This window comes from Pseudomonas sp. B14(2017) (assembly GCF_002113255.1).
GTDB lineage: Bacteria > Pseudomonadota > Gammaproteobacteria > Pseudomonadales > Pseudomonadaceae > Aquipseudomonas > Aquipseudomonas putida_Z.
On the sequence record NZ_NEJY01000024.1, the window covers coordinates 39,507 to 64,922 of the forward strand.

Sequence of the window (25,416 nt, forward strand, 5' to 3'; positions counted from 1 at the left end):
ATCTTTGGAATGAGAGATGCCCATGCTCACGGTGCAGGACCTGATCGATATCGAACTGCTCAAGTTGCAGGCCGTGGCTGGCGCGGCCGGCACCGGCAGGCTGATCACCTGGGCCCACACCGTCGACTTGCCAGACCCCTGGCGCTGGGTATCGCCAGGCGACCTGGTGATGACCACCGGCGTCGGCCTGCCCAGCGCCCCGGCAGACCAGGTGAGCTGGCTGGAGCAACTGGTGCAGAGCAACCCCAGTGCCTTGGTAGTGGCGCCGCGGGCCGATGCGCCGGCGCTGTCCGGCGAACTGCTGGCCGCCGCCGACCGCCTGTTGTTCCCGGTGCTGCATGGCAGCTTCGAACTGGAGTTCGTCAAGCTGTCGCACTACGTGATCGAGAGCGTGCTGCAGGCCCAGCGCGAGCGTTTCAACGCCAGCGAGCGGCTGTTCCAGACCTACGCCGACGCCTTGCGCAAAGCCCCCGACATGGCTGGGCGCCTGGCGATACTGGCCGACACCCTCGGCCTCGACCTGGCCATCGAGGATGCCCCCAGCGGCACCACCGTGGTCGAAACCCGCCGGGCCGCGCAGGCTGTCGAGCGGGTGGAACGCATCCCGATCGGCGGCCGCGCCCGCGCCAACCTGCTGATGGCGCGCAAAGGCACCCGCACGCAGGATGACGCCATCCTGGTGCGCTCGCTGGTCGGCTTGCTGGGGGTGGAACTGGAACGCCTGATGATCCACCGCGACCAGCAGCGCGATGAAGGCGCAGCGCTGCTGCGCAGCCTGCTCGACAGCGAGACGGAGTTCAGCCTGGCGCGGCCGATGCTGGAGCGTCGTGGCCTGGTCGGCACCTTGGTGAGCCTGGCGATCAGGCCGGGAAGCCACGGCCCATGGAGCAGCGCCGACATTCACCAGGCCCCTGCCCTGCATCACTCCACACCGCTACTGCTCGACGACAAAGGCCTGCTGCTGGCGATCAGCCGTGACGACGCGCCAAGCCTGACGGCGCTGTGCCACAACCTCGGCGAGGGTACGGTGATTGGTATCAGCGGGCCGATCGCGGCGGCCACCGGCTTTCGCGAGAGCGTGCGCCAAGCCCGCCTGGCGCTGACCCAGGCCGAGGAAAGTGGCGCGCAGCAACTGCGTTATGGCGAGGCGGAAACCGGCCTGATCATGGCGCCCAAGTCGCTGGCCGAGGCGCGGGCGCTGGTGGGGCGTTACCTGGGGCCGCTGATCGAGCATGACCGCACCCAGGGTGCGGCGCTGCTGCAGACGTTGGTCACCTTCCTGCACAACGACGGCAACTGGAAGGCCACGGCGTATGATTTGGGGATTCACCGGCAGACGCTGGTGTACCGGCTGAAGCTGGTGGAGCAGCTTACCGGGATCAAGCCGACCACTACCGGCGGGATTGCGCGGTTCTGGATTGCGATTCAGGCGGGGAAGAATACCGACCTGTTCGAGCATCTGGTCTAGGCCTTTGGGGGCGCTTTGCGCCCCTGTCGCGACACAAGGCCGCTCCTACAAGGAGATCGCATACAGGTCCGACCTGGTGCGATCCCCTTGTAGGAGCGGCCTTGTGTCGCGATGGGCCGCAAAGCGGCCCCAGATACACCTTAATTCAACCCAACCTCTGCACCAGGCTGCTGCCCCCGCGGCCCCCGCACCATCGCATACGAAACCGCAATCACCACAATCGCAACCACGCATTGCCCCAGGCTCACCCGCATGCTCGGGTCGAAGGCCATGCTCACCAGCACCGCCACGATCGACCCGGTCACCAGCAACGGCAACCACGGATGCCCCCACATGGCGAACTTCAGCGTACCTTCCGCCACCCATTTGCGCCGCAGCCTGAGCTGCGACAGGCAGATCACCAGGTAGACGAACAGGAACACCGTGCCGGACGAGTTGATCAGGAACTGGAACACGGTATCCGGCCACAGCGCCGCAATCACCACGCAGCCATAGCCCACCAGGGTCGAGGCAATCACCCCGCGTACGGGTACGCCATTGCCGCTGACCTTGGCCACCCAGCGTGGCGCCTCACCGTTGGAGGCCAGCACATAGAGCAACCGCGACGAGGTATACAGCCCGGCATTGAGTACCGACAGCACCGCCACCAGGATGACCACGGTGAGCATGTCGCCTGCGCCGGGAATGCCGATATGCTCCAGGGTGGTCACGAACGGCGACTTGCCGGGGGTGATCGAGGTCCATGGCTGTGCCACCACGATGAAGAACGTCGCCAGCACGAAGAACACCAGGATGCGCAGCATCACCGTGTTCACCGCCTTGCGGATGTTGCGCGACGGGTCTTCCGATTCGGCCGCCGCGAGGGTGGCGACTTCCACACCGGTCATGGAGAAAATCACCACCACCACCCCGGTGAACAACGCGCCTACCCCATGGGGAAGGAAGCCGCCATGCTGGGTGAGGTTGGCAAAACTGGCGCTGGAGCCAGGCCACAGGTTGAACACGTACAACCCGGCCACGACCAGAAACACCACGATGGCCGCGACCTTGATGCCGGCGAACCAGTATTCGGCCTCGCCAAACGAGTGCACCGACATCAGGTTGAGCAAGGTCATGCCTACCATCAGGCCAAGGGCAATGGCCCACACCGGGATATCGGGCAGCCAGGCATTGATGATCTGCCCGCCGACCACGGCCTCGAAGCCGACCACGATCACCCAGAAGTACCAGTACAGCCAACCGGTCATGTACCCGGCCGGGCGCCCGAAGGCCAACCGGGCGTAGTCGACGAACGAACCTTTGGCCGGGTACGCGGCGGCCATTTCGCCGAGCATGCGCATCACCAGCGCGACGATCAGGCCGGTGATGGCATAGGTGATGAAGGCACCCGGGCCGGTTGATGCGATAACCGCGCTGGCCCCTACGAACAGACCGGCCCCGATCACACCGCCCAGGGCCAGCATGCTGATGTGCCGGGTCTTGAGGGCACGCTTGAGACGCGGGTCATGCTCCGACTGAATCGGCATTGGTTGTCTCCTTTTATTATTAGTAATCAACATTGCCGCTTCGCAAGGGTATGCAGGGGCCAGAGCATGGCCTATCGTAAAAAAACAGGTGCGCAGGCGCTGGCCTGTACAAATGTATGAAGGAAATTCGGGAAATTCGCAGAAGCGCGCTCTGTGTAGGAGCGGCCTTGTGTCGCGAAAGGGCCGCGAAGCGGCCCCCGGCTTTCAGCGTTACAGCAACAATTGCTGGGGCCGCTTTGCGGCCCTTTCGCGACACAAGGCCGCTCCTACAACGGTCGGCGAGATGCTCAGGCAGATGTAGAACAGCTGCCCTGCCGGGCACTCCCCCGCACCGCCTCGGCCAGTTTGCGCAGGTTGGCCTGGTGGGCATTGACCAGGCTGGCGATGCTGTTGTCCGCGGGCGTCTGCAGCGAGGTACGGCAGGTCAGTTCGGCCGCACCCGAGCGCGTCAGGCGCCATACCGCCTCCAGCGAGGCGTAGCGGCCCGGCACGCTATCGAAGCGCTGCACGTCCATCCACAGCAACGCCTTGCCGCCACCCACCGGCCCGCCCAACTGGTCCTGCAAAGCGCTGCGGAACTCATCCACCAGGTTGGCCCCCCACCACTCCGTCTCGAGGATGGCCAGGCCGCTCTGCCCTTGCCGCACCACCAACTGCGGGCGGTCCACCTGCGGCGGCACGGCCACCCTCGCCACCTGGATGCGCTGGCCACCGTCGCGCACCGGTTCGCTCGGTACCAGCGTGTGATAGTTGTTCGGGGTACTGCTGCAGCCCCACAGCACGGCCAGCAGGCCGGCGCCACACACATTGCGCAGTCGATGCATCGGCTGTCTCCTCAGGGTTCAAGGTCGGCGGCAGCGGCCGCTTTCGGTCGGCCGCGTATCAGCGACTCAGGGTGCCGGCCCAGGTAATCGGCAAGGTCACGCAGCGAACGCGACATGCGCTCCAGTTCGTCCAGGGTTTCGCCCATCCGCTCGCGCTGCGGCGAGTCCTCGGAAATGGCCGAATTGGCCGTGCGCAGGGTCTTGTGCACTTCGTCCAGCGCCACCTTCACGTCCGGCAGCGTCTGGCCATTGAACTGCTTGAGGCTGGCGCGCAACTCTCGCAGGCTGCCGTCCAGGTTGTTGGCGATGCTCTCCAGCGGCAGTTTGCTGATGCGCTCCACCACCCGCTGCAGCTGTTCCTGCAACTGCTCCAGGCTGCCGGGCAAGGTGGGGATGGTGATAGGGTCTGCGGTCTTGTCGAAGGCCACCTTGGGGGCGTCGGGGTAGAAGTCCAGGGAAATGAACATCTGCCCGGTGATCAGGTTGCCGCTGCGCGCCTGGGCCCGCAGCCCGTGCTCGACGAAGGTGCCGATCAGCCGGCGTGCGCCATCCATGTCGCCTTCGGCATGCTTGAATACGGACAGCATCTTGCGGTGCACCGGCCCCAACCGCTGCGGGTAGATCACCGCATCGACCACCACCGGGAAGTTCTGCCGGGTGGCATCGTAGTCGAGCTTGACCGAAGTGACCCGGCCAAACTCCACCCCCTTGAACTCCACCGGCGCTCCCACCGACAGGCCGCGCATGGCCTGGTCGAAGCGCAATTGCAGGTACTGCGCCTGGCCACTGGGCGGTGCCAGGGCGGTGTCGCGGTCGGCAAACAGCTGGAAGCGCGCCTGGTCGGCAGCGGGCTCGGCTTGCGGGGCGAAGTCGGGCGAGCCAAAGGCCAGCCCACCCACCAGGATCGACGACAGTGATTCGGTATCGATCTTCAGGCCGTTGGCACCGATCTGCATGTCGACGCCACTGGCGTTCCAGAAGCGGGTATCGGCGGTGACGAAGCTGTCGTAGGGGGCCTGCACGAACACGCCGATCTCCACGCCCTTGCCATCGCCCTGCAGGGCAAAGGACACCACCTCGCCCACCGGGATCTTGCGGTAGTAGATCGACGAGCCAATATCCAGCGACCCCAGGTCACTGGCGGTCAGGACAAAGCGCTTGCCCTTTTCGTCGTAGGTGATCGGCGGTGGCAGCTCCAGGCCGACAAAGGACTTCTCCGGCACTTTCGATGCGCCGGAATCCGCCCCGATGAAACTGCCCGACAGCAGCGTGTCCACACCGGACACGCCGCCCACGCCAATGCGTGGCCGCACCACCCAGAAGCGCGCCCCCTGGGTGGCGAACGCGCGGGCGTCGTTGGACAGCTGAACCTTGGCAACCACGCTCTTCTTGTCGTCGGCCAGGTCCACCGTGGTGACTTCGCCGATCACCACGCTGCGGTACTTGACCTGGGTCTTGTGCGCCACCAGCCCTTCCCCGGTGTGGAAGGAAATGGCGATGACCGGGCCCTGCTGCATCCAGTTGCGCACCACCAGCGAAGCGCCGATCAAGATCGCCAGTATCGGCACGATCCATACCAGCGACACACTCCAGCGCCGGGTGTGCACTTCAACCTGCCCCGCGCCCTCGCGCTTGTCAGTCTGTTGCACCATCAATGCGGCCTCCCTCGTTGGCACGGCTATCCCAGATCAGGCGTGGATCGAAGCTCATCGCAGAAAACATGGTCAGTACCACCACCATGCCGAAAAACAGGATGCCCACCCGCGGCTCGATGGTGCCCAGCCCGCGCAGTTGCACCAGCGCCGCCACCAGCGCCACCACCATCACATCGAGCATCGACCAGTAGCCGATCAGCTCGACGAAACGGTACAGCTGCGAGCGCTGTCGGCAGGCCCAGGTAGAGCCGCGCTGGGCGGTGAACAGCAACAGGCCGAGCGAAAAGAACTTGATGGCCGGCACGCCCACACTGGCGATGAAGATGATCAGTGCGATGTCCCAGGCCCCTGCCTCCCAGAACTCCAGCACACCACCGCCAATGGTGCTTGCGCTGCCACTGCCGAGCATTTCGGTGTGCATCACCGGCAGCAGGTTGGCGGGGATGTAGAAAACCAGCGCCGCCAGCAGAAACGCCCAGCCGCGGCTGATGGCATTGGCCTTGCGCCGGTGGATGGCGGCACCACAGCGCTCGCAGGTGTGCTTGCCGCTGCCCAGTTCGCAGGCCTGGCCGCAGCCATGGCACAGGCACAGGCCCAGGTCGTCGGCATTGGCCGGGGTATTCATACCTGCTCCCAAAGGTCGCGGATGTCCTTGCCGGCGATATGGATGATCAGCATGCTCAGTGCGGCCAGGGCCAGCAGGCCGATGCCGGGTATCACATCGAGCAGCCCCGCCAGCTTGATCACCGCCACCATCGCCCCCAGCAGGCACACCTCCAGCATGCTCCACGGCCGCAGGCTCTCCAGGCTGCGCATGCACAGGGCAAAGCCGGGGGCGCGCTGGCCGGCCAGGGCGAAACTCAATAGCCAGCACAACAGGGTAATCTGCAGCACCGGCGCAAAGATGATCGACAAGGCCATGACCAGGGCGATGAAAGTGATACTGCCGTGGCTGAGGATCTGCACCGAGTCCCATAATGTCGCGGAATGGGTGAGCCCCTGCATACCGATGGTCATCACCGGGTAGAAGTTGGCGAACACCAGCAGGATGCCACCCGTCACGCTCAGGGCCAGCCGCTGCTGCACGGTCAGCGAGGTGTGCCGGTACAGCACGCCGCCACAGCGCGGGCATACGGCGCGCTGGTGCTTGAGCAGCGGCGCACGGTGATACACCGTGTCACAGTACTCACAGATGATCAGGTGCTGGGTCTGGCTCATGGGGTTTCCACAGGTAGCCCGGATTCACGCCGTGATACGCAGGCGAACCACGCTTGATATCCGGTTTAGACCATCCCGGCAAAACTGCCATCATCGGCAGCAAAGGCGAACTATTCTGTGAAACGGGATCCCCACCCGCTGGAGGTTTGCCATGCGTACGATGACGTGGAGTTGCCTGCTGGTGCTGCTGTGCGCGGCATCGGCAACCCAGGCGCAGTCGGTGGTGCCGCTCAAGGGCCAGAGCAGCCAGCAGATGCAACTGGATATCAATGATTGCAATACCGTCGCGACCAATGCCGCGAACAGTGCCGCGACCTCCAGCGACCCCCATGTCGGTGGCCGGGTACGCGGTGCCGCTGCCGGCGCGGTTGCCGGTGCGGCAGGCGCGCAGGTGCGCGGCAACCAGCACGACGAGCTGTATGACCGGGTCGGTGACGATGCCAAGGAGCAATACCGGCAGAACCGCGCCGGTGAAGTGGCCGCCGCCGGTGCTGCGGTCGGTGGCATGCGCCAGCGTCAGGACCGCCGTCAGGACCGGCGCGGCCAGGACGAAGCGAAAGCCCAGGCTCATGCCAGTGCCTATGCCGGGTGCCTGCAAGGGCGCGGCTATCAGGTCAACCCCTGACCAACGGGCACGCCATGCTCCTGCACGGCGTGCCCGTATCAGAACTTCGCCAACTGCTCCCGGCAGAACTCCACGAACAACTGCGCCGGCTTGGTCAGTTGCACCCGCTTCAACCAGGCCGCCGCCAGCCCTGACAGCGCCACTGGCTCGGCGATATCCAGCATGGCCAGACGTTGCCCGTCGTAGGTGTACTCCGAGTGCGGCCGCGTCACCAGCAGCGAAAAACCGAAGCCCTGCCCGACCATGCCGCGCACCATCTCGATCGACGGCGAGCTGAAGACGATGTTGGGCGTGAGGCCCATTTCGTTGAACAGGCTGACGAAGTAGGTACGGCTGGGGGCAACGTCCAGCAGGATCATCGGCTCCGGGCACAGGTCACGCAGCGACACCTGGGCCTGGCCGGCGAAGCGGTGGTTCTCGGGCAGCAGCACATAGGGTTTCTGCGGCGGCATCAGCGGCTCGGCCTCGATGGTGCCGTCCAGGTCATGGTCGTAGAGGAACGCCAGGTCGAAGGTACCCGCGGTCAGGCCCTGGATCAGGTCCTGCTGCTCGCCGTCGCGCAGGCGGATATCCACCCCGGGGTAACGCTGGCGAAAGCCGGCGATCAGCCGCGGCAGGTACAGCGGTGCCACGGTCTCGAAGCAGCCGATATCGATTTGCCCGGCCACGGTGTCGTTGTCGGCCAGGGCGTTCTGTTCGAATTCGTGGGCCATCTGCAGCAGCGACTTGGTCTTGGCATAGAAGCGCTTGCCGCTGGGCGTCAGTGACACACCCTGGGCGTGGTGACGGATGAACAGCTGCACGCCGAAGCTTTCCTCCAGGCTCTTGATGGCCGTGGAGATGGAGGGCTGGGCGATGTACAGCTGGCGGGAAGCCTCGGCCACGCTGCCGGCCTCGACGGTGGTGACGAAGTACTTGAGTTGTCGCAATGTGTAGGCCGCCACGGGCACCTCTCTGACGCCGGTCTGGGCGCGCTGGGATCATGCCTGTCACTTTACCCTTGGCAGCGGCTGGGTGGGGGCCGGGTGATGAAGGATTTACCTATGGCTTGAGCAGGTTTTTTGTAGGGGGACTTTAGCCGCGAAGAATCCGACGCGGCCCATCGCCGGCAAGCCAGCTCCCACAGGTACAGCGCAGACTTCAAGAGTTACGTGGTCCCTGTGGGAGCTGGCTTGCCGGCGATGGGCTGCAAAGCAGCCCCAGTAAAGCCTGTAGAAACTGACTGACAGCAGGCTAAAGCCCACAGGAGCCTGGCAGCCCGCTGGTCAAATACCCCTGATTGTCTTTACTAGTACTCATCGGCTCCAGACATAGGGTGTGCGCTTATGAAGATCGTGGTCACCAGCATCCTCGTCGACGACCAGGCCAAAGCCCTGGCTTTCTACCACTACGTACTCGGTTTCGAGCCCAAGCACGATATCCCCATGGGCCGACACCGCTGGCTGACGCTCACCTCCCCCAACGACCCCAACGGCGTCGAGCTGCTGCTCGAACCCGACGCGCACCCGGCCGCCAGGGAATACAAGGCCGCGCTCAAGCAGGACGGCATCCCCGCCACCTCGTTCGGCGTGCGTGACATCCAGGCCGAATATACCCGGCTGTGCGCGGCAGGCGTGCAGTTCACCCAGACGCCCACTGACATGGGGCCCGTCACCGTAGCGGTGTTCGATGACACCTGCGGCAACCTGATCCAGATCGCCCAGAAACACTAGCGATGTTCAGGGCCCCACGGGCAGGCGCAAGGTCGCGCGCAAACCGTGTGGCGCCTGGTTGCGCAACTGCACGCTGCCACCCAGGCGGGTCATGATGGTGCTGACGATCGACAACCCCAGCCCGGCGCCATTGGTCGAGCCCTTGCTGTAGAAGCGCTCGAACACCCGCTGCTGGTCGACTTCGGCGATGCCTGGCCCTTCGTCGTCGACACTGACCAGCAAGGCCTGCCCTTCGCGCTGCAGTGTCACGGTGACCCGACCGCCTGCCGGTGAATGGTCCACGGCATTGGCCACCAGGTTCTGCAAGGCGATACCCAACGCGCCAGCGTCGGTGTGCAAGTGGTAGTCGCCGGCGGCGATGTCTAGCGAAGGCTCCAGCCCGCGCTCCAGAATCCATGGGGTCAGCTCGGCCAGGGTCTCGGCCACCACGCCTTCCAGGTCCACCCGCGGCCAGTCACGCCGGCCTGGCCGCGGCTCCAGGCGGGCCAGGGTCAACAGCTGGTTGACCACCCGGGCAAGGCGGTCGACACCGCCCATCAGGAACTGCAGGGCCTTGTCCCGCTCGGCAGCGCTGTCTGCATTGAGGGCGTTCTGCGCATGCAGGCGCAGGATGGCCAAGGGCGTGCGCATCTCGTGGGCAGCGTCGGCGATGAAACGGTGCTCGCGACGCAGCAGGTCATCGATCTGCCCGAGCAGGCGGTTGATCGCCGCCTGCATCGGTTCCAGCTCCTTCGGCAACGGCACCAGCTGCAACGGCTCGAGCGACTCGGCGTGGCGGGCGCGGATCACCCTGGCCATGTTCTGCAGCGGCCGCAGCCCCCAGCCAATGGCCGCCCACACCAGCAAGGCCAGGGCCAGGCTGCCGAACAGGAATGGCAACAGCGTGTGCCGCACGATGCGTTCGATCAGGTCGTCACGCACGTCGTTGCGCTCGCCCACCCAGATCACCCAGTGTTTTTCCGGCACCGGCAAGACGAAACTGCGCCAACGGCGCCCGTCCACCACCACGTCGGCAAACCCTGGCACCCGCGGCGCCTGCCCCAGCTGCGGGGCGCTGGGCGTGTGCACCAGCAGCCCGTTGTCGTCGGCCCACACCTGGAAGGCCAGCTTGCTCTCGTAGCGGTGCCCCACCTTGTGGTGCCCGGCCTTGCTCAAGGCCTCGTCGAAGGCACGGTACAACTCGTCACGGCTCTGCTCCTGCACCGGCAGGCTCATGATGCCCTGCAGCAGCCGGGCGTTCTGCGCCAGGTGGGCGTCGTACACCTCGTTAATTTCGTGGCGGCTGTCGTGGTAGTTGTACAGCGCCAGCAACCCGCTGCCGACCAGCAACAGCAGCATCACCCGCCACAGGGTGCGTTGGCGCAGCGAGCTCATGCCTTGCGTTCCACCAGGTAGCCGATTCCGCGCACGGTGCGGATCAGGCCGTTGAACAGCTTCTTGCGCAGGTGGTAGATGTTCACTTCCAGGGTATTGCTCTCCGGCTCTTCATCCCAGCCATACAGCAACTGGGTCAAGCGTTCGCGGGTGAACACCTTGCCCGGCTGGGCCAGCAATTCGTGCAGCAGCAGGTATTCCTTGGGCGTGAGCACCACCGGCAAGCCCTGGTAGTGCACCTGTTGGCTGACCGGGTCCAGGCACACCCCGGCGTGTTCGATCAACACCCGCGCACGGCCACTACTGCGCCGCAGCAAGGCCCGCAATCGGGCCTTGAGTTCGTTGAGGTCGAAGGGTTTGACCAGGTAGTCGTCGGCGCCGGCGTCCAGCCCGGCGATGCGGTCCTCGGTGGCGTCGCGGGCGGTCAACACCAGCACCGGCAGGCTCTTCCCGGCCGCACGCAGGCGCCGCAACAACTCGATGCCATCCAGGCGCGGCAAGCCCAGGTCGAGAATGGCCAGGTCGAACTCCTCGTGGCACAGGGCATGCAAGGCGCTGGCGCCATCCTGCAACCAGTCGAGGGTGTAGCCCTCGCGGCGCAGGCCGTCACAGATCCCCTCCCCCAACGCGGCATCGTCTTCTACCAGCAGCAGGCGCATGCTTAATCCTGTTTGTCCTTGATCGCTTTGAGTAAAGCATCGATTTCACCGCGCCGGCCCTGGTCGGCCAGCTCCCGCCCGGGCCGGGGCGGTGCCTGCAACGCCTTTTGCAGGGCGGCGCGGGCTTCATCGTAGCGGTTCTGCCGGTACAGGTGGTCAGCCCAGAAGTAGTTGCTGTCGATACCGTCGGGGTTGATCGCCAGCGCCTGGCGCAGCATGGCCTCGGCCTTGGTCTGGTCGCCGAAGCTCAGCGGCCAGCCGGGCACCTGGTCGTACAGCGCGCCCAGGCTGGTGTAGGCCGAGCCCTGCAGGGCCTTGGGGTCCATGGCCAGGGCCTTTTCCAGGCTGGCGCGGGCGGCCTTGACCTTGCCCAGCGCGCCCAACCCGCCGGTGGCACCGGCCCAGCTGCTGTTGACGATGCCGTCCCAGATCAGCGGCTCGGCCGAGCCCGGGTGCTGGCGCACCAACGCCGCCGACTGTACCGCCAGGGCCTCGAACGCCCCGGCACGCTGGGCTTCGGGCAGGTTGTAGCGAATCACCGCCCAGCGCTGCTGGATGGCATTGAGTTGCTGGGTACCGTTCTGGTCGAGGGCCCAGGTGAACGGGGCGATGGCCAGCAGGCCGGCCAGTATCAGACGTTTCATTTGCTCGACTCCTTGCTGTGCCAGGTGCTGTAGCGGCGGATCAGCGGCAGTTGCTTGCGCAGGGCGCGGTCGACCACGCCCGGCAGCATGCCGTTAAGGCGCACGAAGAGTTTTTCCGGCCAGCCCAGGTACAGTTCGCTGCGCTCGGCCTGCACCGCGTCGAGCACTGCCCGGGCGACATCCTGCGGGTCATCGACGCCTACCTTCAACGCCTGGTTCAGGGCCTGCGCGGCACTGCTGTTCATCGTCGTGCGGGTGGTGCGCGGTGCGGCATACAGCACGTTCACCGAGGTGTCGGCAAGCTCGCGGCGCAATGCCTCGGAGAACCCACGCAAGGCAAACTTGCTGGCGCAGTAGGTGGCATAGCCGGGGTAGCCGATCGAGCCGTAGATCGACCCCACGTTCACCACCAGCGCACTGGGCTGCGCGCGCAGCAACGGCAGGCACAGGCGGGTGAGCTGCACGGCGGCCTTGATGTTGAGGTCGAACAACTCGTCCAGGGCAGCCTCGTCCATCTGTTCGAGCAAGGCGAAGCGGTTGACCCCGGCGGCGTTGATCAACAGGTTGCAACTGCCCATCGCCCGCGCCGCCTCCAGCACGTCGCGGCGGCCTTCGGCGCAGCGCAGGTCGGCCTGCTGCCAACGCAGTTGCCCGGGGTAGCGCGCCATCAGCTCGGCCAGCTTGCCCTGCTGCCGGCTGACCGCCAGTACGCGGCCCCCGGCACTGCAAAGCTGGTCCGCCAGCTCCAGGCCGATACCACCGCTGGCGCCGGTGAGCACCGCCACGCAATCAGGCAAGCGCATGCTGTACCTCCTGCTGCGCGGCACGCGGCAGCCCTTCGAACATGGCGGTGTACAGGCGGTACACCACTTTGGCAGCGTGTATTACCGCCTGCTGGTCCTCGGCTTGGTCCAGGCGGTTCATCAGGCCACGGTAGGTGGCCATGTGGTCCTGGTCCAGGGCGCCATGGGAACTCAGGTAGCTGAACGCCTGGTCCGGCAGGCCGAGGCTGCTCTGCAGGGTACCGGCAGCCTGGGTGGCCAGGGCAATGCTGGTGCCTTCGAGCACGTTGACCATGCCGAACAGCCCGACCGGGTTGCCACGGGCAATCTGGTCGTAGAGAAAGGCCACCATCAGCTCGACAGGCAATGCCGGGCGGCCGCCCGCCACCTGGTGGGGGTCGCCACCGCAGGCGGCGATGTCATCGAGAATCCAGCGCTCATGGCCGTACTCCTCCTCGATGTACTCGCACACTGCGCCGCGCAGCCACTCCAGCCGCGCGGGCAAACGGGCCCCGCAGGCCATCATCAAGGGTACGGTGTGCCGCACGTGGTGGTAAGCCTGGGTCAGAAAGGCCACATAGGCCTCGAGGCTGGCCTTGCCGGCCAGCGCGTCGCGGATGACCGGGACGCTGAACAATGCCGTACGCTCGTCGGCGGTTTCCTGCTGCAGCGTATCGAAGAAAAGCATGGCAAACCTCGTGGGTCATTGAAGGTCGGATAACAGGGACTGGTAACACCGCAGGATCTGTTCGCGGCGTGGCCGGCCGTTGGCGGTAAGGGTTTGCCCGGCGGCACTCAAGGGTTCGGGCAGGCGCCGCCAGGCATGCACCCGGGCATAGTCCGGCAGGCCGGCATTGGCCTGACGAATGGCCTGTTCGAGGGTGTGGTCGTCAGCCTGCGGGTCCAGCGGCCAGATCAGCGCCAAGTTGTGTGCCAGGCCTTCGCCGTGGACGAATGCCTGGGCGATCACCCCGCCCTGGGTCAGTTCGGCCTCGACCCACTCGGGGTTGACGTTGCGCCCGAAGCTGGTGCTGTACTGGTGCTTCTTGCGCCCGGCCAGGTACAGGAAGCCGTCGCTGTCGAAGTGGCCCAGGTCACCGGTCGGCAACCACGGCTCGCTGAACGGTGGCTCGCCCAGGTAGCCGAGCAACGCCGAACCGGCCACCTGCACTTCGCCGTCTTCGGCAATGCGCACCTGCACATGCGGCAGCGGCCGCCCGACACTGCCCGGGCGGTGCGCCCCGGGGCGATTGAGGCATACCACCGAGGCGCATTCGGACAAGCCATAGCCCTCGAACACCGGCAGCCCGACGGCCTCGGCCCGGGCCAGCAGGCTCGGTGCCACCCGCGCGCCGCCCACCGCCACGAAGCGCAATGGGCCGACCCGCATCAGGCCGCGCTCAATGGCAGTGACCAGCCCAAGCAGCAGTTGCGGCACCAGGATCAGGCTTTCGGCACCACTCAAGGCGATGGCGCCCAGCAATTGCTTGAATTCGACCTGGCTGGCACCGCGAAAGCCCAGTTGCGCCTGCGGGTACAGGGCAATGCTCGCCCCGGCCAGCAGGGCCGCGTACAGGCCCAGGTTCTCCAGCAGCACCGCCAGGGGCAATACCGCCAGGTACTTGCCTGGCGCCGTGGGCCGGCTGGCGGCCTCCAGTTCACGCGCTACCCGCAGCATGGCATCGGCGCTCAGGCATACGCCCTTGGGTGCACCGGTGCTACCGGAGGTGTAGGTAATCTTCGCGGTACCCGGTGGCAAGGGTGCGGCCGCTGGCGGCTGCCGGCTCCAGAAGCGCTCACCGGCAATGAAGCCGCTGGCGTGCAAGTCGTCAGCGAAGGCCTCGTCGGCCAGCGCCAGCACCGCCCCGCTCTGTGCCAGGCAGTGGCGGCGCTGGGCGCTGCTGAAGAACGCCGGCAGGATGACGATGGGGCGCGCCGCGAACAGCGCTGCCAGGTCCCAGAACAGCGCCTCGGGGCCGTTTTCCAGGGCCAGGGCGAAGGTGCCCGGTGGCTGCGCGCTCAACCAGACCTGGCGTTGCTCGACCTCGTCCAGCAACTGTTGATAGGTAAATGGCCCGCCAAGACCCAGCAACGCCGGTTGTGCCCCTCGGTGACGGGCGTGCAGTTGCAACACTTCCCTGAACAGCTGGCATTCACGCGGCATGGCCGGCCTCCTGCACGCTCGCGGGCAAGCCCAGCCGCTCGAAAACGCCGCCGCGGGCCAGGGCTGCATGGCCGTAGCCGATGTTGCCGACGAACACTTGCGGGTGCTGCGCGTAGTAACTGCCCCAACTGTCGGCATCGCCGTTCAACCGGCCAGGGTCGGCCACGGCCAGCGCCGTGGGCACCAAGCCCAGGCGATGAAAGCTGTTGACCAGGGTCGCGGCACCGGTGAAGGCCACCCACTGCAAGCCTCGGGCGGCCAGCAACCAGGTCACGGCAATGATCATGATCCGCGCGCTGCCGGCGCTGAGCGCGGCCAGGTTGCCCACTTCGACCAACTGCGTACGGCTGACCGGGCTGGCCGACAGCCGGGTCACGGCCACTTCCAGCGGTTCATCCAGGTAACGCTCGATGAAGGTCGGGCCACTGCTGGCCAGGCGTATGCCGGCAGCGGCCATCAGGCGCCCGTGGCTGTCATGCAGACCGAGCAGTTCAGGCAGGTAGTGCTGCACGTCGGCATGGTGCGCGCAGGCAAAGCGGGCGTGGATGAACTGTTCCAGTTCGTCGCGCCCCGGCTCCCCCGGGTGTTTCAGTGTCATGTGGGCAAGGCGATCGCCGTGGCTGCCGATAGCCAGTGGAAACAGGCTGGCGCTGTCTGCCTGGGTCATGGCTGTCCCCCTTTCAAGTCAGGTCTCGGGGGCAGTATCAGGGGGCAATCTGAAGCCAATCTGAAGTGCTACATTTGCCATTGCCCCCATGCGCACCAATAAGGAAAACAGATGCGCCACGAATTCAGCGAAGTGCTCAACGACCTGGTCGACTACTTTCTGCTCGGCGATATCCAGCTGCTCGAGCGCTTCAAGCAACAACATGAATTGCCCGACGACCTGGCCCATGCGTTCACCCACGGCGACAGCGGCGACCAGGCCGTGCGCGAAGGGATCGTGCTGCCACTGGCCGGGGTCGATAACCTGCCCTACCGCATCCTGTTCACCCTGGACAACCACACCCCTGCCCTGCGCGAGCCCGGCAGCCGCCTCAAGCACCGCCGCAATGGCTATGTGCTGCAGGTCGAGCACGGTGCGCTGATGCTGTACACCTGGCGCATCCTGCAGCACTTCACGCCCAAGACACTGGGTGACCTGATGGCGCGCTACCAGGTGCCGGGGCGGCCGATCATCGAGCTGGACAATGGTTGGTATGACGTGGAGGTGCTGGCGGGTGCACTGGTGCGGGACGGGCTGTACGAGCCGGCGTTCGAGTTCGTGTTGAAGAAGCGCTGGAGCCGGGGCGAGGCTGCCGGGGTGGATACCGGGTATGCCTTTGGGTTGCGTGGCTATTTCGACTGATAGGTTGACTGTACCGGCCTCTTCGCGGGCTTGCCCGCTCCCACAGGGCACAGTGGTATCCCTGTGGGAGCGGGCAAGCCCGCGAAGAGGCCGGTACAGGCAGCCTAAACCTTCAAGTGTGGTTGATATCGCGGTCCTTGGTCTCCGGCAGGAAGAAGATCCCCAGCACCGCCGTCATCACCGCAATCACGATCGGGTACCACAAGCCGTAATAGATATCCCCGGTCGCCGCCACCATGGCAAACGCCACGGTCGGCAGGAAGCCGCCGAACCAGCCGTTGCCGATGTGGTAAGGCAGCGACATCGAGGTGTAGCGGATACGCGCCGGGAACAGCTCCACCAACCAGGCCGCGATCGGGCCATAGACCATTGTCACGTAGATCACCAGAATGGTCAGCAGCAACAGTACCATCGGGTAGTGGATCTTCGCCGGGTCGGCCTTTTCCGGGTAGCCGGCTTCCTTCAACGCTCCGCTCAAGGTCGCGGTAAAGGCGTCGCTCTGTGCCTTGAAGTCCGCTGCCGCCAGGCCACTGCCATCAAAGCTTGGCAGCACCCGTTCACCAATGCGGATCTGCGCCACGTTGCCAGGCTCGGCCGCTTCGTTGGTATAGGGGATGGCCCGCTTGGCCAGCAGGCTCTTGGCGATATCGCACGAGCTGGTGAATTTGGCCTTGCCCACCGGGTCGAACTGGAACGCGCACTGGGCAGGGTCTGCCATCACCACCACCGGGTTCTGCTCCTGGGCGACGAACACGTCCGGGTTGCCGTACTGGGTCAGTGCCTTGAAGATCGGGAAGTAGGTCAGCGCGGCGATGATGCAACCGGCCATGATGATTTTCTTGCGGCCGATGCGGTCGGACAGGCTGCCGAAGAAGATGAAGAACGGTGTGCCGATCAACAGCGAACCGGCAATCAGCAGGTTGGCGGTCTGCGGCTCGATCTTGAGCATCTGCAACAGGAAGAACAGCGCATAGAACTGCCCGGTGTACCACACCACGGCCTGGCCGGCGGTGCCGCCGAGCAGCGACATGATCACCACCTTTAGGTTGTCCCAGCGGGCGAACGATTCGGTCAGTGGCGCCTTGGACGCCTTGCCCTCGGCCTTCATCTTCATGAACACCGGCGACTCGTTGAGCTGCATGCGGATGTACACCGAAATCGCCAGCAGCAATATCGACAGCAGGAACGGCACCCGCCACCCCCAGGCCTCGAACACCTCGTTACCCATGGCCGTGCGGCAGGCCATGATCACCAGCAGCGAGAGGAACAGCCCCAGGGTGGCCGTGGTCTGGATCCAGGCAGTGAAGAAGCCGCGCCGGCCCTTGGGTGCATGCTCGGCCACATAGGTGGCCGCGCCGCCGTACTCGCCACCCAATGCCAGGCCCTGCAGCAGGCGCAGGCTGATGAGGATGATCGGCGCGGCCACGCCGATCGTGGCATAGCTGGGTAGCAGGCCCACCACAGCGGTGGACAGGCCCATGATGACGATGGTGATGAGGAAGGTGTACTTGCGCCCGATCATGTCGCCCAGGCGACCGAACACGATGGCGCCGAATGGCCGCACGGCAAAGCCGGCGGCAAAGGCCAGCAAGGCGAAGATGAACGAGGTGGTTTCATTGACCCCGGCAAAGAAGTGCTTGGCGATGATCGCCGCCAGGGAGCCGTACAGGTAGAAGTCGTACCATTCGAATACCGTGCCCAGGGATGAGGCGAAGATGACCTTGCGCTCCTCCCGGGTGATACCGCGTTGGGGCGCGCTGCCCGTGGATGTGCTGTCGAGAACCGCCATGGGGTGCCTCCGTCTTGTCGTCATGCAGGCCGGGAGCACCTCAAATCTTTTTCACCATCGCACCCAGGCCCTGGGGGGCTTGCTTTGGATATGCGAAGCACGACGAGGCAGGCCGCCTCGGATCGCAGCAAGGTAACTGAAGCATAATAGGCTTTGCCGGGATATCCACTTGAGCCTTGCGCAATCCGTGTAGGACCGCGTCAGCCTGGGGAGAAAGGTCAGCGCAAGAACTGCAGGACTTCCGCCAGTACCCGCTCGGCCTGCTCCCGATGCGGCACATGGCCACAACCTTGCAACAGGCGCATCACCCCCGGGCCACCAGTCAGCGCCACCAGCCGCTCGGGGTGTGCCGGCGAGCCGAACTCGTCGTTGTCGCCATGCAGGCTCAACAGCGGGCAGCGTACCTGCGGCAGCAGCGCATCCAGGCTCCAATCGGCAAAGTGCTCGGACAACCAGTTGTCCACCCAGGCACGCAATACCCACTCGGCCTTGCCGCCGTGGTAGCGCTCCAGCCGTTGCAGCTGCCCGGGTTCGGCAAACTGCTGGTCGGCCACGCGAATGCCTTCAAGGGTACGGGCCTCGACAAACGCCTGCGCCGATTCGGTAATCAGCCCCACACACTGGCTGGCGAAGGCCGCCGCACAGGCCACGGCCATGCCGCCGCCAACGCTGTGGCCGAAGACAATGAAATCGCCAATGCCAAAATGCTCGCGCAGCGCCGTGAACCCCTGCTGTACCTCGTCCTCGACAAAGCCCAGGCGCAAGCTGCCGGGGTGGGCGTCGGAGCGGCCAAAGCCCAGGCGATCGTAGGCGATTACCCGGTGCCCGGTGGTTTGCGCAAGCTGCGCCGGGAACTCGCGCCACAGGGCAACGCAACCCAGCGAATCGTGCAGCAGGACGATCGGCGCGCCCTGCGCCTGCAGCGGCGCCCACTCCTGGGCGAAGAGCTTGCCTTGTGCGGTGTCGATCCAGTGCTCGCGGGTGTGCAGGTTGCTCATGGAGCCTCCGTTGCCGGTACAGGCCCTTTCAGCTCGACCTGGTTGCCATCGGGGTCGTAGCAGTACAGCGACAGCCCCTCGCCTTCGGCGCCATAGCGTTTTTCGGCAGGTTCGACTTCAACCCCCGCAGCTTGCAGGTAGGCCGTAAGTGCAGCCTCGTCGAACGGCTCGATGCGCAGGCAGAAATGGTGCAGGTTGCGCCCCTCGGCTCCCGGCGCCGCCCCACCAGGCTTACCCAGGGGACCGTCCAGGGTCACCAGGTCGATCATCGCCGTACCCGTGGCCAGGTGGACCATTCCCAGGTCTTCGCGCACGCGGCTGACCGTGCAGCCGAGCAGTTGGGTGTAGAAAGCGACGCTGCGCTCCAGGTCGCTGACCCGCAGGACGAGGTGGTCGATGTGCTTGATGACGAATGGTCGCATGCCAAGGCTCCTTGTGGCCGCTGGATTCCTGTGGGAGCGGGCGTGCCCGCGAATCAGGCGCTGCGGTGAATGGCACGGGCTTCGCCCGCCCCCACAAGGGATCACGCAAGCCCGATGAGATTCACCACCATAGCCCACGTGCGCATGGCATGACCATATCCAGTTACTCGTTTACCAACCGTTGCAGCACGCCCCCTTCATGGCGGGCCAGGATGCGCAGCAGTTGATCGACCAGCGCCCGGTCCGGCGCATCCAGGTGGAAGTGGTGCCCGCCCGGATGCCAGGAGATCTTCGCCTGGCTGGGCAAGGCCGCCTGGCGCCGGGTAAAGGCCTCACCGGTGAATGCCCCCTGGCGGCCGAACAGCAGGTACAACGGGCAACGGATCTGGCTGAGCAGGTCGCAGGCTTCGCGCTCGGTCAGCGGCATGGGTTCGGGCAGCACCAGGCGTGGGTCGTGGCGCCAGCAATAGCCCTCGCCCAGTTGCAGCAGGTCACGCAGCGCCAGCAGCCGTGCCGCCTCTTCCGACAGCTCGGTGTCCAGGCGCTCGCGGCGTTGTGCCAGCGCCGTGTCCAGGTCCTCGAAACGGCCGACGTCCGGCTCGGCAAAACCCTGCAGCTGGCTGCGCTGCACCATGCGCTTGAGCCGGTAGGCCCGGGCCAGGTGCTGCACGCGGTCGTCCTCGGCCACCGTGAACGGTGCGCCCATGCCGTCGAGGAAGGTCATGCTGGCAATACCGCTGGTCATGGCCGCCAGCAGCGACGCCACCCCGGTGCCCATGCCATGGGCCAGCACATGGAATTGCGCCAGGCCCAGGCTGTCGGCCACCGCCAGCATGTCCTCGGCATGTTCCCACAGGTAGTAGCCACTGTCGTGGCGGCGATGGTCCGAGCGGCCGTGGCCGACCAGGTCGGGGGCGACCACGAAGCAGCCGTCGAGCATCGGTGCCAGGCGCTCGAACGAGGCGGCGTTGTCCAGCCAGCCGTGCAGAGCCAGCACCGGGATGCCGTCCTCCGCCCCCCAGGTGCGTACCGCTATTTCAATACCGTCGAGGTCCAGCAGGTGATCCTTGGGACTGCACAGCGAATGCATCGTAGTTCTCCCTGATAGAACGCCGGCCCATGGCCAGGCATCACATGACGCCGGCCCATACCCCACGTGCCGGCGTCATCCACACGACATGCCTACCCCATGCCTTGCCCCACCATCTCCCAACAGCCCTGCCCGCGCTGCTCCCCTACCGACGCTCTCGTGCACAGGACCGACCTGTGCATTCAACTAAATACCACCGCATGCCGAGGCGAAACCTGTCGACTGGCGCCTCCATTGATCACGGAGTATTCAGCATGACCAGCACACCCGTGCCTTTCCATCAGGCCCAGATTGTCCGTAACCTGCCTACCTGGTGCCGAACGATGCACCCCGACCATACCCGCCGCGTCGTGCAGAGCGCGCGCAAGGACTACCTCGACGAAAACGGCTCGCCTTACGCCTGGTACGCCGCAGCCAGCGATGAAGACCAGGCGCGTTTACGGCAGCTGATCAGCGCCCGCGATGCCGAGTTCAAAGCTCTGCGGGCCTTGCTCGAGGACTTCAGGCAGATCAGCGAATTCTGCAAGCCTTTGCTCGAGAGCCGGTTGGGCCCGGATGTCAAAGCGGACAAGGCCCAGTACCTGCACCAGCCGTTCAAGGTGTACACCACGCTGGTGAATGTCCCCGGCCTCGATTTCTCACTCGGCGGTGACGATACGTACATCAATCGCCCCGAAGGGCCACCACAGAAGCGCACGCTGCTGGAGGCCGCCCTGCACAATTTCGAAGGCACCGACGAAGTGGGCCCGTTCGACACCCTGACCCTTGGCCCGGACGACGACGCCTCACTTCCTGGGCTGGAGCCCGAAGCGTTCGTGAACCTTTGCCGAAGCCTGGACCTGGGCCGGCAGTATCAAGACCACCTGCAGAGTATCTATGAAGGCCCCAGAAAAGCCGCGATCGAGCAGCAGTGGATCGATGCAAGCCAGCAGGCACTGAAAACCGAGGCGATGATCGCTTACCTCAAGAGCCTGCTGACGCTCAAAGGTCGCGATGCCCTTGTACAGCTATGCGACAACGAAAGCACGCCTCGCTATGGCGAACACAGGCTTCGCTGCTGGCGCTTCAGCCTGCTCGGCATCCCGATTCATGGCGTACTGCTGCTGGGCCCTGATGAAGCCGACCAGACCAACCCCTGCATGCTCTACATTCCCCAGGATGCACAACACCCGCTGAGGGAGTTCGCTTCTTTGCAAAAGGCCGGTGCTCACATACGTCAACGCCTGCTGCAAACCACGTTTCGACAGCACTTGATCAGCTTCGCTGACAAGGACAACCAGGTCGAGTTCAGCCGCAAGCTCGAACATGCCCTGTTCGAGCAGGGTACCTCCACGCGCAGACCCAAGGACAAGCCTGAACTGCACTTCAAGCGAACCCGCCTGGCGCTTCCCATCTGGCAGGTGCTTTACAAAGACCACAAGCGTCGCCTCATGGCAACTGCCAGAACGATCGCGGTACCAACCGCCGATGCCGATGCCAAGGCACGCAAGGAACGGCTGCAACACTGGCTGGACGCAGGCATGAACGTTCTGAACGTGGCCGCCTTCTTCGTGCCTGGGCTGGATGCCGCGATGCTTGGAGTATTCGCCTACGACCTCATGGATTCGGTGTTCACCGGGTTCGAAGCCTGGGAAGAAGGCGATACCCAGGAAGCGCTGCAACAACTCGAGTCGCTGGCCATCAATGCCGCCGTTGTTGCCGGCTTCGCCGCCGGCAGCAGCGCGCTCAAGGCATCGGGGTTCGTCGATGCGCTGGAAAGTGTATTGAAAGGTGGCCGCGAACGGCTTTGGCACCCAGACATGGGCCCTTACAGCACCTCGGACTCCTTGCCAGTCGGAGTGCCGACAAATTCCGAAGGGCTCTACATCTTCGATGGCAAAAGCCACGTCTGGCTGCAAGGCAAACTGTATGAGGTGTTCGAAACCGGCGGGCAGTGGCATGTGCGTCACCCGAACGCCCCCGATGCCTACGCCCCTGCCTTGCGCTACCTCGGCGACCAGCGTTGGCAATTGGCCCATGACAACCCGCTCGAATGGGACGATGCGCAGTTGCTCGAAGGGCTGGGCCAATTCAGCCAGGGGCTGGATGCATCGGAGCAACTTGCCGCCTTGCGTATAACCGAGGTCGATGCAGACACCTTGCGTCACAGCCAGGTCAACGGTTCGCGGCCCCCGGCTCTGTTGGCCGATGCCTTGCTGCGCCTGCGACTGACCAACGACGTGCAGACCATCATCACCCGAGTACGTCACGGCCTGCCTTTGGCTGCGCATATGAACTTCGCGCTGCCCGAACTGGTACAGATGCCTGGTTGGCCTGCGCATTACAGGCTGAAGGTCTTCACCGGTGCCGAAAAATGGGGAGAGGCGGTCTACTTCGGAGCGGAGCCAAAAGCCGACACGTTGCAGATAGAGATCGGCCGCGAAGAGCTTGACAATGGCGAACTGAGCAAGGTTGTCCTGGCGGGGATGGATGAAGATGTCATAGAGCAGTTACTACCCGATACGCCAGCAGAGCAGCGTCCGAGCGCCCTTGACGAGCTGTTGGCCAACCGCCTGTCAGCACGCCGTCGCGAAGTCTTCGCGAGCATGTTGAAAAGCCATCGGGTACCGCTTGGCGACGAAGCGAAGACCTTGGGCCGCCAGTTCCCCGGTTTGCCTGACAATGCCCTGGAAGAGCTCGTCGCGCATGCCGACAGCGCCGAACGCGATCGACTGAAAAGCGGACGTGTGCCCTTGCGCGTGGCTGAAGAAGCCCGCTACCTGCAGGCCCGCGCTCGCCTCGATCGTGCCTTGACCGGCCTGTACCGAGCAGACCTGGCCAATGATGACAGCCAACTGCTGCGCGATGCATTGGTAGCCGAAAAGCCGCAGGCGACTGAGGCCGAAGTTTTCGCCAGCGCCGTCGCCGACCGCTCGGGCTGCGCCGCACTGCTGGGCCAGCAGCCAATCAAGCCAGGCTTTCGCTCGCCCATGCGCCTGGCACATGGACGATTCGGTTACCCACTCAGTGGCCGAGGAACAGGCCCGATCGGCGCATACGCCGCAATACGTCGGCTCAAATCACTTTTCCCCTCGCTGAAGAGCAACGAGATCAACGCCCTGAGGGGCGAACTGAGCCAGACCGGTGATCTCGGCTCGGCAATTCGACAACTGGAAACAGAGTGGAGAGATCTGAATAGCTATCTGGAGGCGTGGTACAAGAGCCCACACGACATCTTCGAGCGCCTCGATCGACAAAGATGCACTGATCGCCTCATCGAGGCTTGGCAGCGGAAGGGTCGCACGCTCGAGCTGGAGCGTATTCGGTTACCCGAGTTGCCAGCGATCACAGCCAGCCTGCCCCACATCCGTGAGCTCAAGCTGAACGAGCTTCAGCTGCAACGACTGGACAGCACGTTCCTGTCACGTTTCCCCAACCTGCAAGTGCTGGAAGTCACCAACAACCGAGAAATCGACGGGGAAGCGCTGTTCCAGGCACTTGAATCGGTGCCCAGGCTGCGCACGCTGGACCTGACCAACAACACCCTTGCTACCCTCTCGCCCACCGCACAGCGAGTGCTGGCAGCGATGCCAGACCTGCGCCAGCTGAACCTGCGGCGCAACCAGTTGACACTGGATGAAGCGACATTGACTTTCCTTTGCGGCCGACCACTGGATGTCCTGAGGCTGGGGCACAATCGCATCACGCTCGATGAAAACCTCGCCACGCGCTTTCAGGACATGATCCATCCGCAGCAACTGGAGCTGGACTTCAACCCGCTGCAGAACGCCCCTGATGTGCGCTACATGGCGCGGTTGCAGCACCTGAACCTCTCCGACGCTCATTTGCAGGCATTTCCCCAGGGCTTGAGCACCCTGATGAACCAGTCACAGTACCAGTTGCGCTACCTGGACCTTTCATCCAACCGCATTCGCCAAGTTCCGGACCTGGCAAGCATCCTGCGCAGTCCGTATGCGCGAGACGTCGCCGCCCGCTTGCCCGAGCGCCGCTGGCTGTTCAACTACAACAACCTCGAGGCCGAGTCGGCCAGTCGGCTACGAGCCAGCGGCGTCAATATTTTCGAGCACACGCCGGAAAGGCCAGAGTGGCAAGGGCTCTGGCGCGATTCCGCGACCGACCATCAGCTGCAGTTGTGGTCCGACCTGTTCGATCAGAACGACAATGGCGACCTGCAAGCGGTGTTGGAGCGCCTGACCAACTCAGTGGAAGCGCGAAGGGATCCGGATGGCCTGCGTGCGCGAGTGTGGGAACTGTTGGAGCACGCCCATGGGGACACGGCGCTGCGCGAGCGTTTGAACGAGGTGGCGCAATCCTTCCCGCCAACTTGCGGTGATGCCGGCGCCGAAGCATTCAGCGCTCTGGAAGTGGAATTGCTGGCCAACCAAGTGTCTGGGTGGGCACAGGACACGGCCAAGCCGCTGCTCGACCTTTATCGCAAGCTGTACCGTCGCGAGAAAGTCAACGAACTGGCCGATCGCATCAGCCTGCAACGCAGTTCGCGCAAGCGGGCGCTGCAGGAGCATGCCGGTCAGTTACCGGACCGTGACGTGCTGGACGTCGCGGCGGCGTTCCCCGATGCGGACCTGGCAACAGGCCTGGTAGACGATATCGAGGTCCGCCTGGCACTGCGCCAGTCCTTGAGCGGAAAGCTCGATTTCCCCGAACCCAGCAGCGGCATGCTCTATCGCAATGCCGCAAGGATCAACCAGCAAATCATCGACAACGTTCGCGCTGCCGTGCTCGAACTCGATGCCGACACCAGCGCCAGGCAGCAGTGGGTGAGCGAACAGCCGGTCTGGGTTGACTACCTCAAGCGCCAATATGCCAGCCAGTTCGAGGCCATTACCGACTTCTGGCGCCCAGGCCTCGATTACCTCTTTTATTGCCTGGACGAAAGCCAGGAGCCGATCACCTACCTGGACGACGCGATAATACGTGCATTGGCCCCGGAATTGCCTACCCCAGCCCTGGACGAAAACGGCGCGCTACGTCGTGTGCCTCTCAAAGAGGAAGCGTATGTAAAGGCTACGAACGCCTTGACCCAAGCCCGGCAGGAGGTGGAAGCCGGGCTACTGCTGAGCCTTACCCGGCAAGCAGACATCCTCGATGCCTGAACAC

Annotated in this window: 22 protein-coding genes; 5 read left to right on the top strand and 17 right to left on the bottom strand. The window is 64.7% G+C overall.

The window, feature by feature from the left end; genetic code table 11:
- Positions 1-16 precede the first annotated feature (16 nt).
- Positions 17-1,468: a PucR family transcriptional regulator gene (locus CAG34_RS23280; protein WP_256573575.1), complete on the top strand. Its 1,452-nt coding sequence runs from the start codon at positions 17-19 to the stop codon at positions 1,466-1,468.
- 140 nt (positions 1,469-1,608) lie between these two features.
- On the opposite strand, the gene CAG34_RS23285 is transcribed toward CAG34_RS23280, so the two are convergent.
- From CAG34_RS23285 to CAG34_RS23310, 5 genes are all read right to left on the bottom strand, one after another.
- On the bottom strand, positions 1,609-2,994 hold the full coding sequence (locus CAG34_RS23285; RefSeq protein ID WP_085592660.1) for an amino acid permease: 1,386 nt from the start codon (positions 2,992-2,994) through the stop codon (positions 1,609-1,611).
- A 287-nt stretch (positions 2,995-3,281) separates the two neighbouring features.
- Complete coding sequence (locus CAG34_RS23295; RefSeq protein ID WP_085592664.1) at positions 3,282-3,818, bottom strand: membrane integrity-associated transporter subunit PqiC; 537 nt, start codon at positions 3,816-3,818, stop codon at positions 3,282-3,284.
- 11 nt (positions 3,819-3,829) lie between these two features.
- Positions 3,830-5,470, bottom strand: coding sequence for an intermembrane transport protein PqiB (locus CAG34_RS23300; RefSeq protein ID WP_085592666.1), 1,641 nt, complete (start codon positions 5,468-5,470; stop codon positions 3,830-3,832).
- The gene (locus CAG34_RS23305; RefSeq protein ID WP_085592668.1) at positions 5,454-6,098 is read right to left on the bottom strand and encodes a paraquat-inducible protein A; all 645 of its coding nucleotides are present in this window, start codon (positions 6,096-6,098) and stop codon (positions 5,454-5,456) included. The genes CAG34_RS23300 and CAG34_RS23305 overlap by 17 nt, the downstream gene beginning before the upstream one ends.
- On the bottom strand, positions 6,095-6,691 hold the full coding sequence (locus CAG34_RS23310) for a paraquat-inducible protein A (RefSeq protein WP_085592670.1): 597 nt from the start codon (positions 6,689-6,691) through the stop codon (positions 6,095-6,097). Before CAG34_RS23310 ends, CAG34_RS23305 begins: the two co-directional genes overlap by 4 nt.
- A 151-nt stretch (positions 6,692-6,842) precedes the next feature.
- Here CAG34_RS23310 and CAG34_RS23315 point away from each other — a divergent pair, with 151 nt between their 5' ends.
- On the top strand, positions 6,843-7,316 hold the full coding sequence (locus CAG34_RS23315; protein ID WP_025338638.1) for a YMGG-like glycine zipper-containing protein: 474 nt from the start codon (positions 6,843-6,845) through the stop codon (positions 7,314-7,316).
- A gap of 38 nt (positions 7,317-7,354) precedes the next feature.
- Here the strand turns inward: CAG34_RS23315 and CAG34_RS23320 are convergent, their stop codons facing one another.
- Positions 7,355-8,260, bottom strand: coding sequence for a LysR family transcriptional regulator (locus tag CAG34_RS23320; RefSeq protein WP_025338637.1), 906 nt, complete (start codon positions 8,258-8,260; stop codon positions 7,355-7,357).
- A 381-nt stretch (positions 8,261-8,641) separates the two neighbouring features.
- Between CAG34_RS23320 and CAG34_RS23325 the strand changes: the two genes are divergently transcribed.
- A complete protein-coding gene (locus CAG34_RS23325) occupies positions 8,642-9,028 on the top strand; it encodes a VOC family protein (RefSeq protein WP_085592672.1) in 387 nt (128 codons plus the stop codon).
- Positions 9,029-9,034: 6 nt separating this feature from the next.
- Here the strand turns inward: CAG34_RS23325 and CAG34_RS23330 are convergent, their stop codons facing one another.
- Genes CAG34_RS23330 through CAG34_RS23360 form a run of 7 tightly spaced genes read right to left on the bottom strand, consistent with a single transcriptional unit; the run spans position 9,035 to position 15,318 of the window.
- Positions 9,035-10,402, bottom strand: coding sequence for a sensor histidine kinase (locus CAG34_RS23330; protein WP_025338634.1), 1,368 nt, complete (start codon positions 10,400-10,402; stop codon positions 9,035-9,037).
- The gene (locus CAG34_RS23335) at positions 10,399-11,061 is read right to left on the bottom strand and encodes a response regulator (RefSeq protein ID WP_085592674.1); all 663 of its coding nucleotides are present in this window, start codon (positions 11,059-11,061) and stop codon (positions 10,399-10,401) included. The genes CAG34_RS23330 and CAG34_RS23335 overlap by 4 nt, the downstream gene beginning before the upstream one ends.
- A gap of 2 nt (positions 11,062-11,063) precedes the next feature.
- A complete protein-coding gene (locus CAG34_RS23340; protein WP_085592676.1) occupies positions 11,064-11,705 on the bottom strand; it encodes a tetratricopeptide repeat protein in 642 nt (213 codons plus the stop codon).
- Positions 11,702-12,508: an SDR family oxidoreductase gene (locus CAG34_RS23345; RefSeq protein ID WP_085592678.1), complete on the bottom strand. Its 807-nt coding sequence runs from the start codon at positions 12,506-12,508 to the stop codon at positions 11,702-11,704. The genes CAG34_RS23340 and CAG34_RS23345 overlap by 4 nt, the downstream gene beginning before the upstream one ends.
- The gene (locus CAG34_RS23350; RefSeq protein ID WP_085592680.1) at positions 12,495-13,175 is read right to left on the bottom strand and encodes a TenA family transcriptional regulator; all 681 of its coding nucleotides are present in this window, start codon (positions 13,173-13,175) and stop codon (positions 12,495-12,497) included. The genes CAG34_RS23345 and CAG34_RS23350 overlap by 14 nt, the downstream gene beginning before the upstream one ends.
- Positions 13,176-13,190: 15 nt before the next feature.
- Complete coding sequence (locus tag CAG34_RS23355; RefSeq protein ID WP_085592682.1) at positions 13,191-14,651, bottom strand: AMP-binding protein; 1,461 nt, start codon at positions 14,649-14,651, stop codon at positions 13,191-13,193.
- Positions 14,641-15,318: a thermostable hemolysin gene (locus CAG34_RS23360; protein WP_085592684.1), complete on the bottom strand. Its 678-nt coding sequence runs from the start codon at positions 15,316-15,318 to the stop codon at positions 14,641-14,643. Before CAG34_RS23360 ends, CAG34_RS23355 begins: the two co-directional genes overlap by 11 nt.
- A gap of 111 nt (positions 15,319-15,429) precedes the next feature.
- Here CAG34_RS23360 and CAG34_RS23365 point away from each other — a divergent pair, with 111 nt between their 5' ends.
- Positions 15,430-15,999 (top strand): hypothetical protein, encoded by a 570-nt coding sequence (locus tag CAG34_RS23365; protein WP_023662794.1) that lies wholly within the window; start codon positions 15,430-15,432, stop codon positions 15,997-15,999.
- Between the two features lie 112 nt (positions 16,000-16,111).
- Here CAG34_RS23365 and CAG34_RS23370 read toward each other — a convergent pair whose 3' ends face one another.
- The 4 genes from CAG34_RS23370 to CAG34_RS23385 form a co-directional block, all read right to left on the bottom strand.
- Entirely contained in the window at positions 16,112-17,788 is a 1,677-nt protein-coding gene (locus tag CAG34_RS23370; RefSeq protein WP_075044823.1) for an MFS transporter, read from the bottom strand.
- 218 nt (positions 17,789-18,006) lie between these two features.
- On the bottom strand, positions 18,007-18,786 hold the full coding sequence (locus tag CAG34_RS23375) for an alpha/beta fold hydrolase (RefSeq protein WP_085592686.1): 780 nt from the start codon (positions 18,784-18,786) through the stop codon (positions 18,007-18,009).
- A complete protein-coding gene (locus CAG34_RS23380; protein WP_085592689.1) occupies positions 18,783-19,208 on the bottom strand; it encodes a VOC family protein in 426 nt (141 codons plus the stop codon). Before CAG34_RS23380 ends, CAG34_RS23375 begins: the two co-directional genes overlap by 4 nt.
- A gap of 163 nt (positions 19,209-19,371) precedes the next feature.
- A complete protein-coding gene (locus tag CAG34_RS23385) occupies positions 19,372-20,298 on the bottom strand; it encodes an alpha/beta fold hydrolase (protein WP_085592691.1) in 927 nt (308 codons plus the stop codon).
- Positions 20,299-20,552: 254 nt separating this feature from the next.
- Here CAG34_RS23385 and CAG34_RS23390 point away from each other — a divergent pair, with 254 nt between their 5' ends.
- Positions 20,553-25,412, top strand: a complete 4,860-nt coding sequence (locus CAG34_RS23390; RefSeq protein WP_371858057.1) for an NEL-type E3 ubiquitin ligase domain-containing protein — start codon at positions 20,553-20,555, stop codon at positions 25,410-25,412.
- Positions 25,413-25,416: the final 4 nt, after the last annotated feature.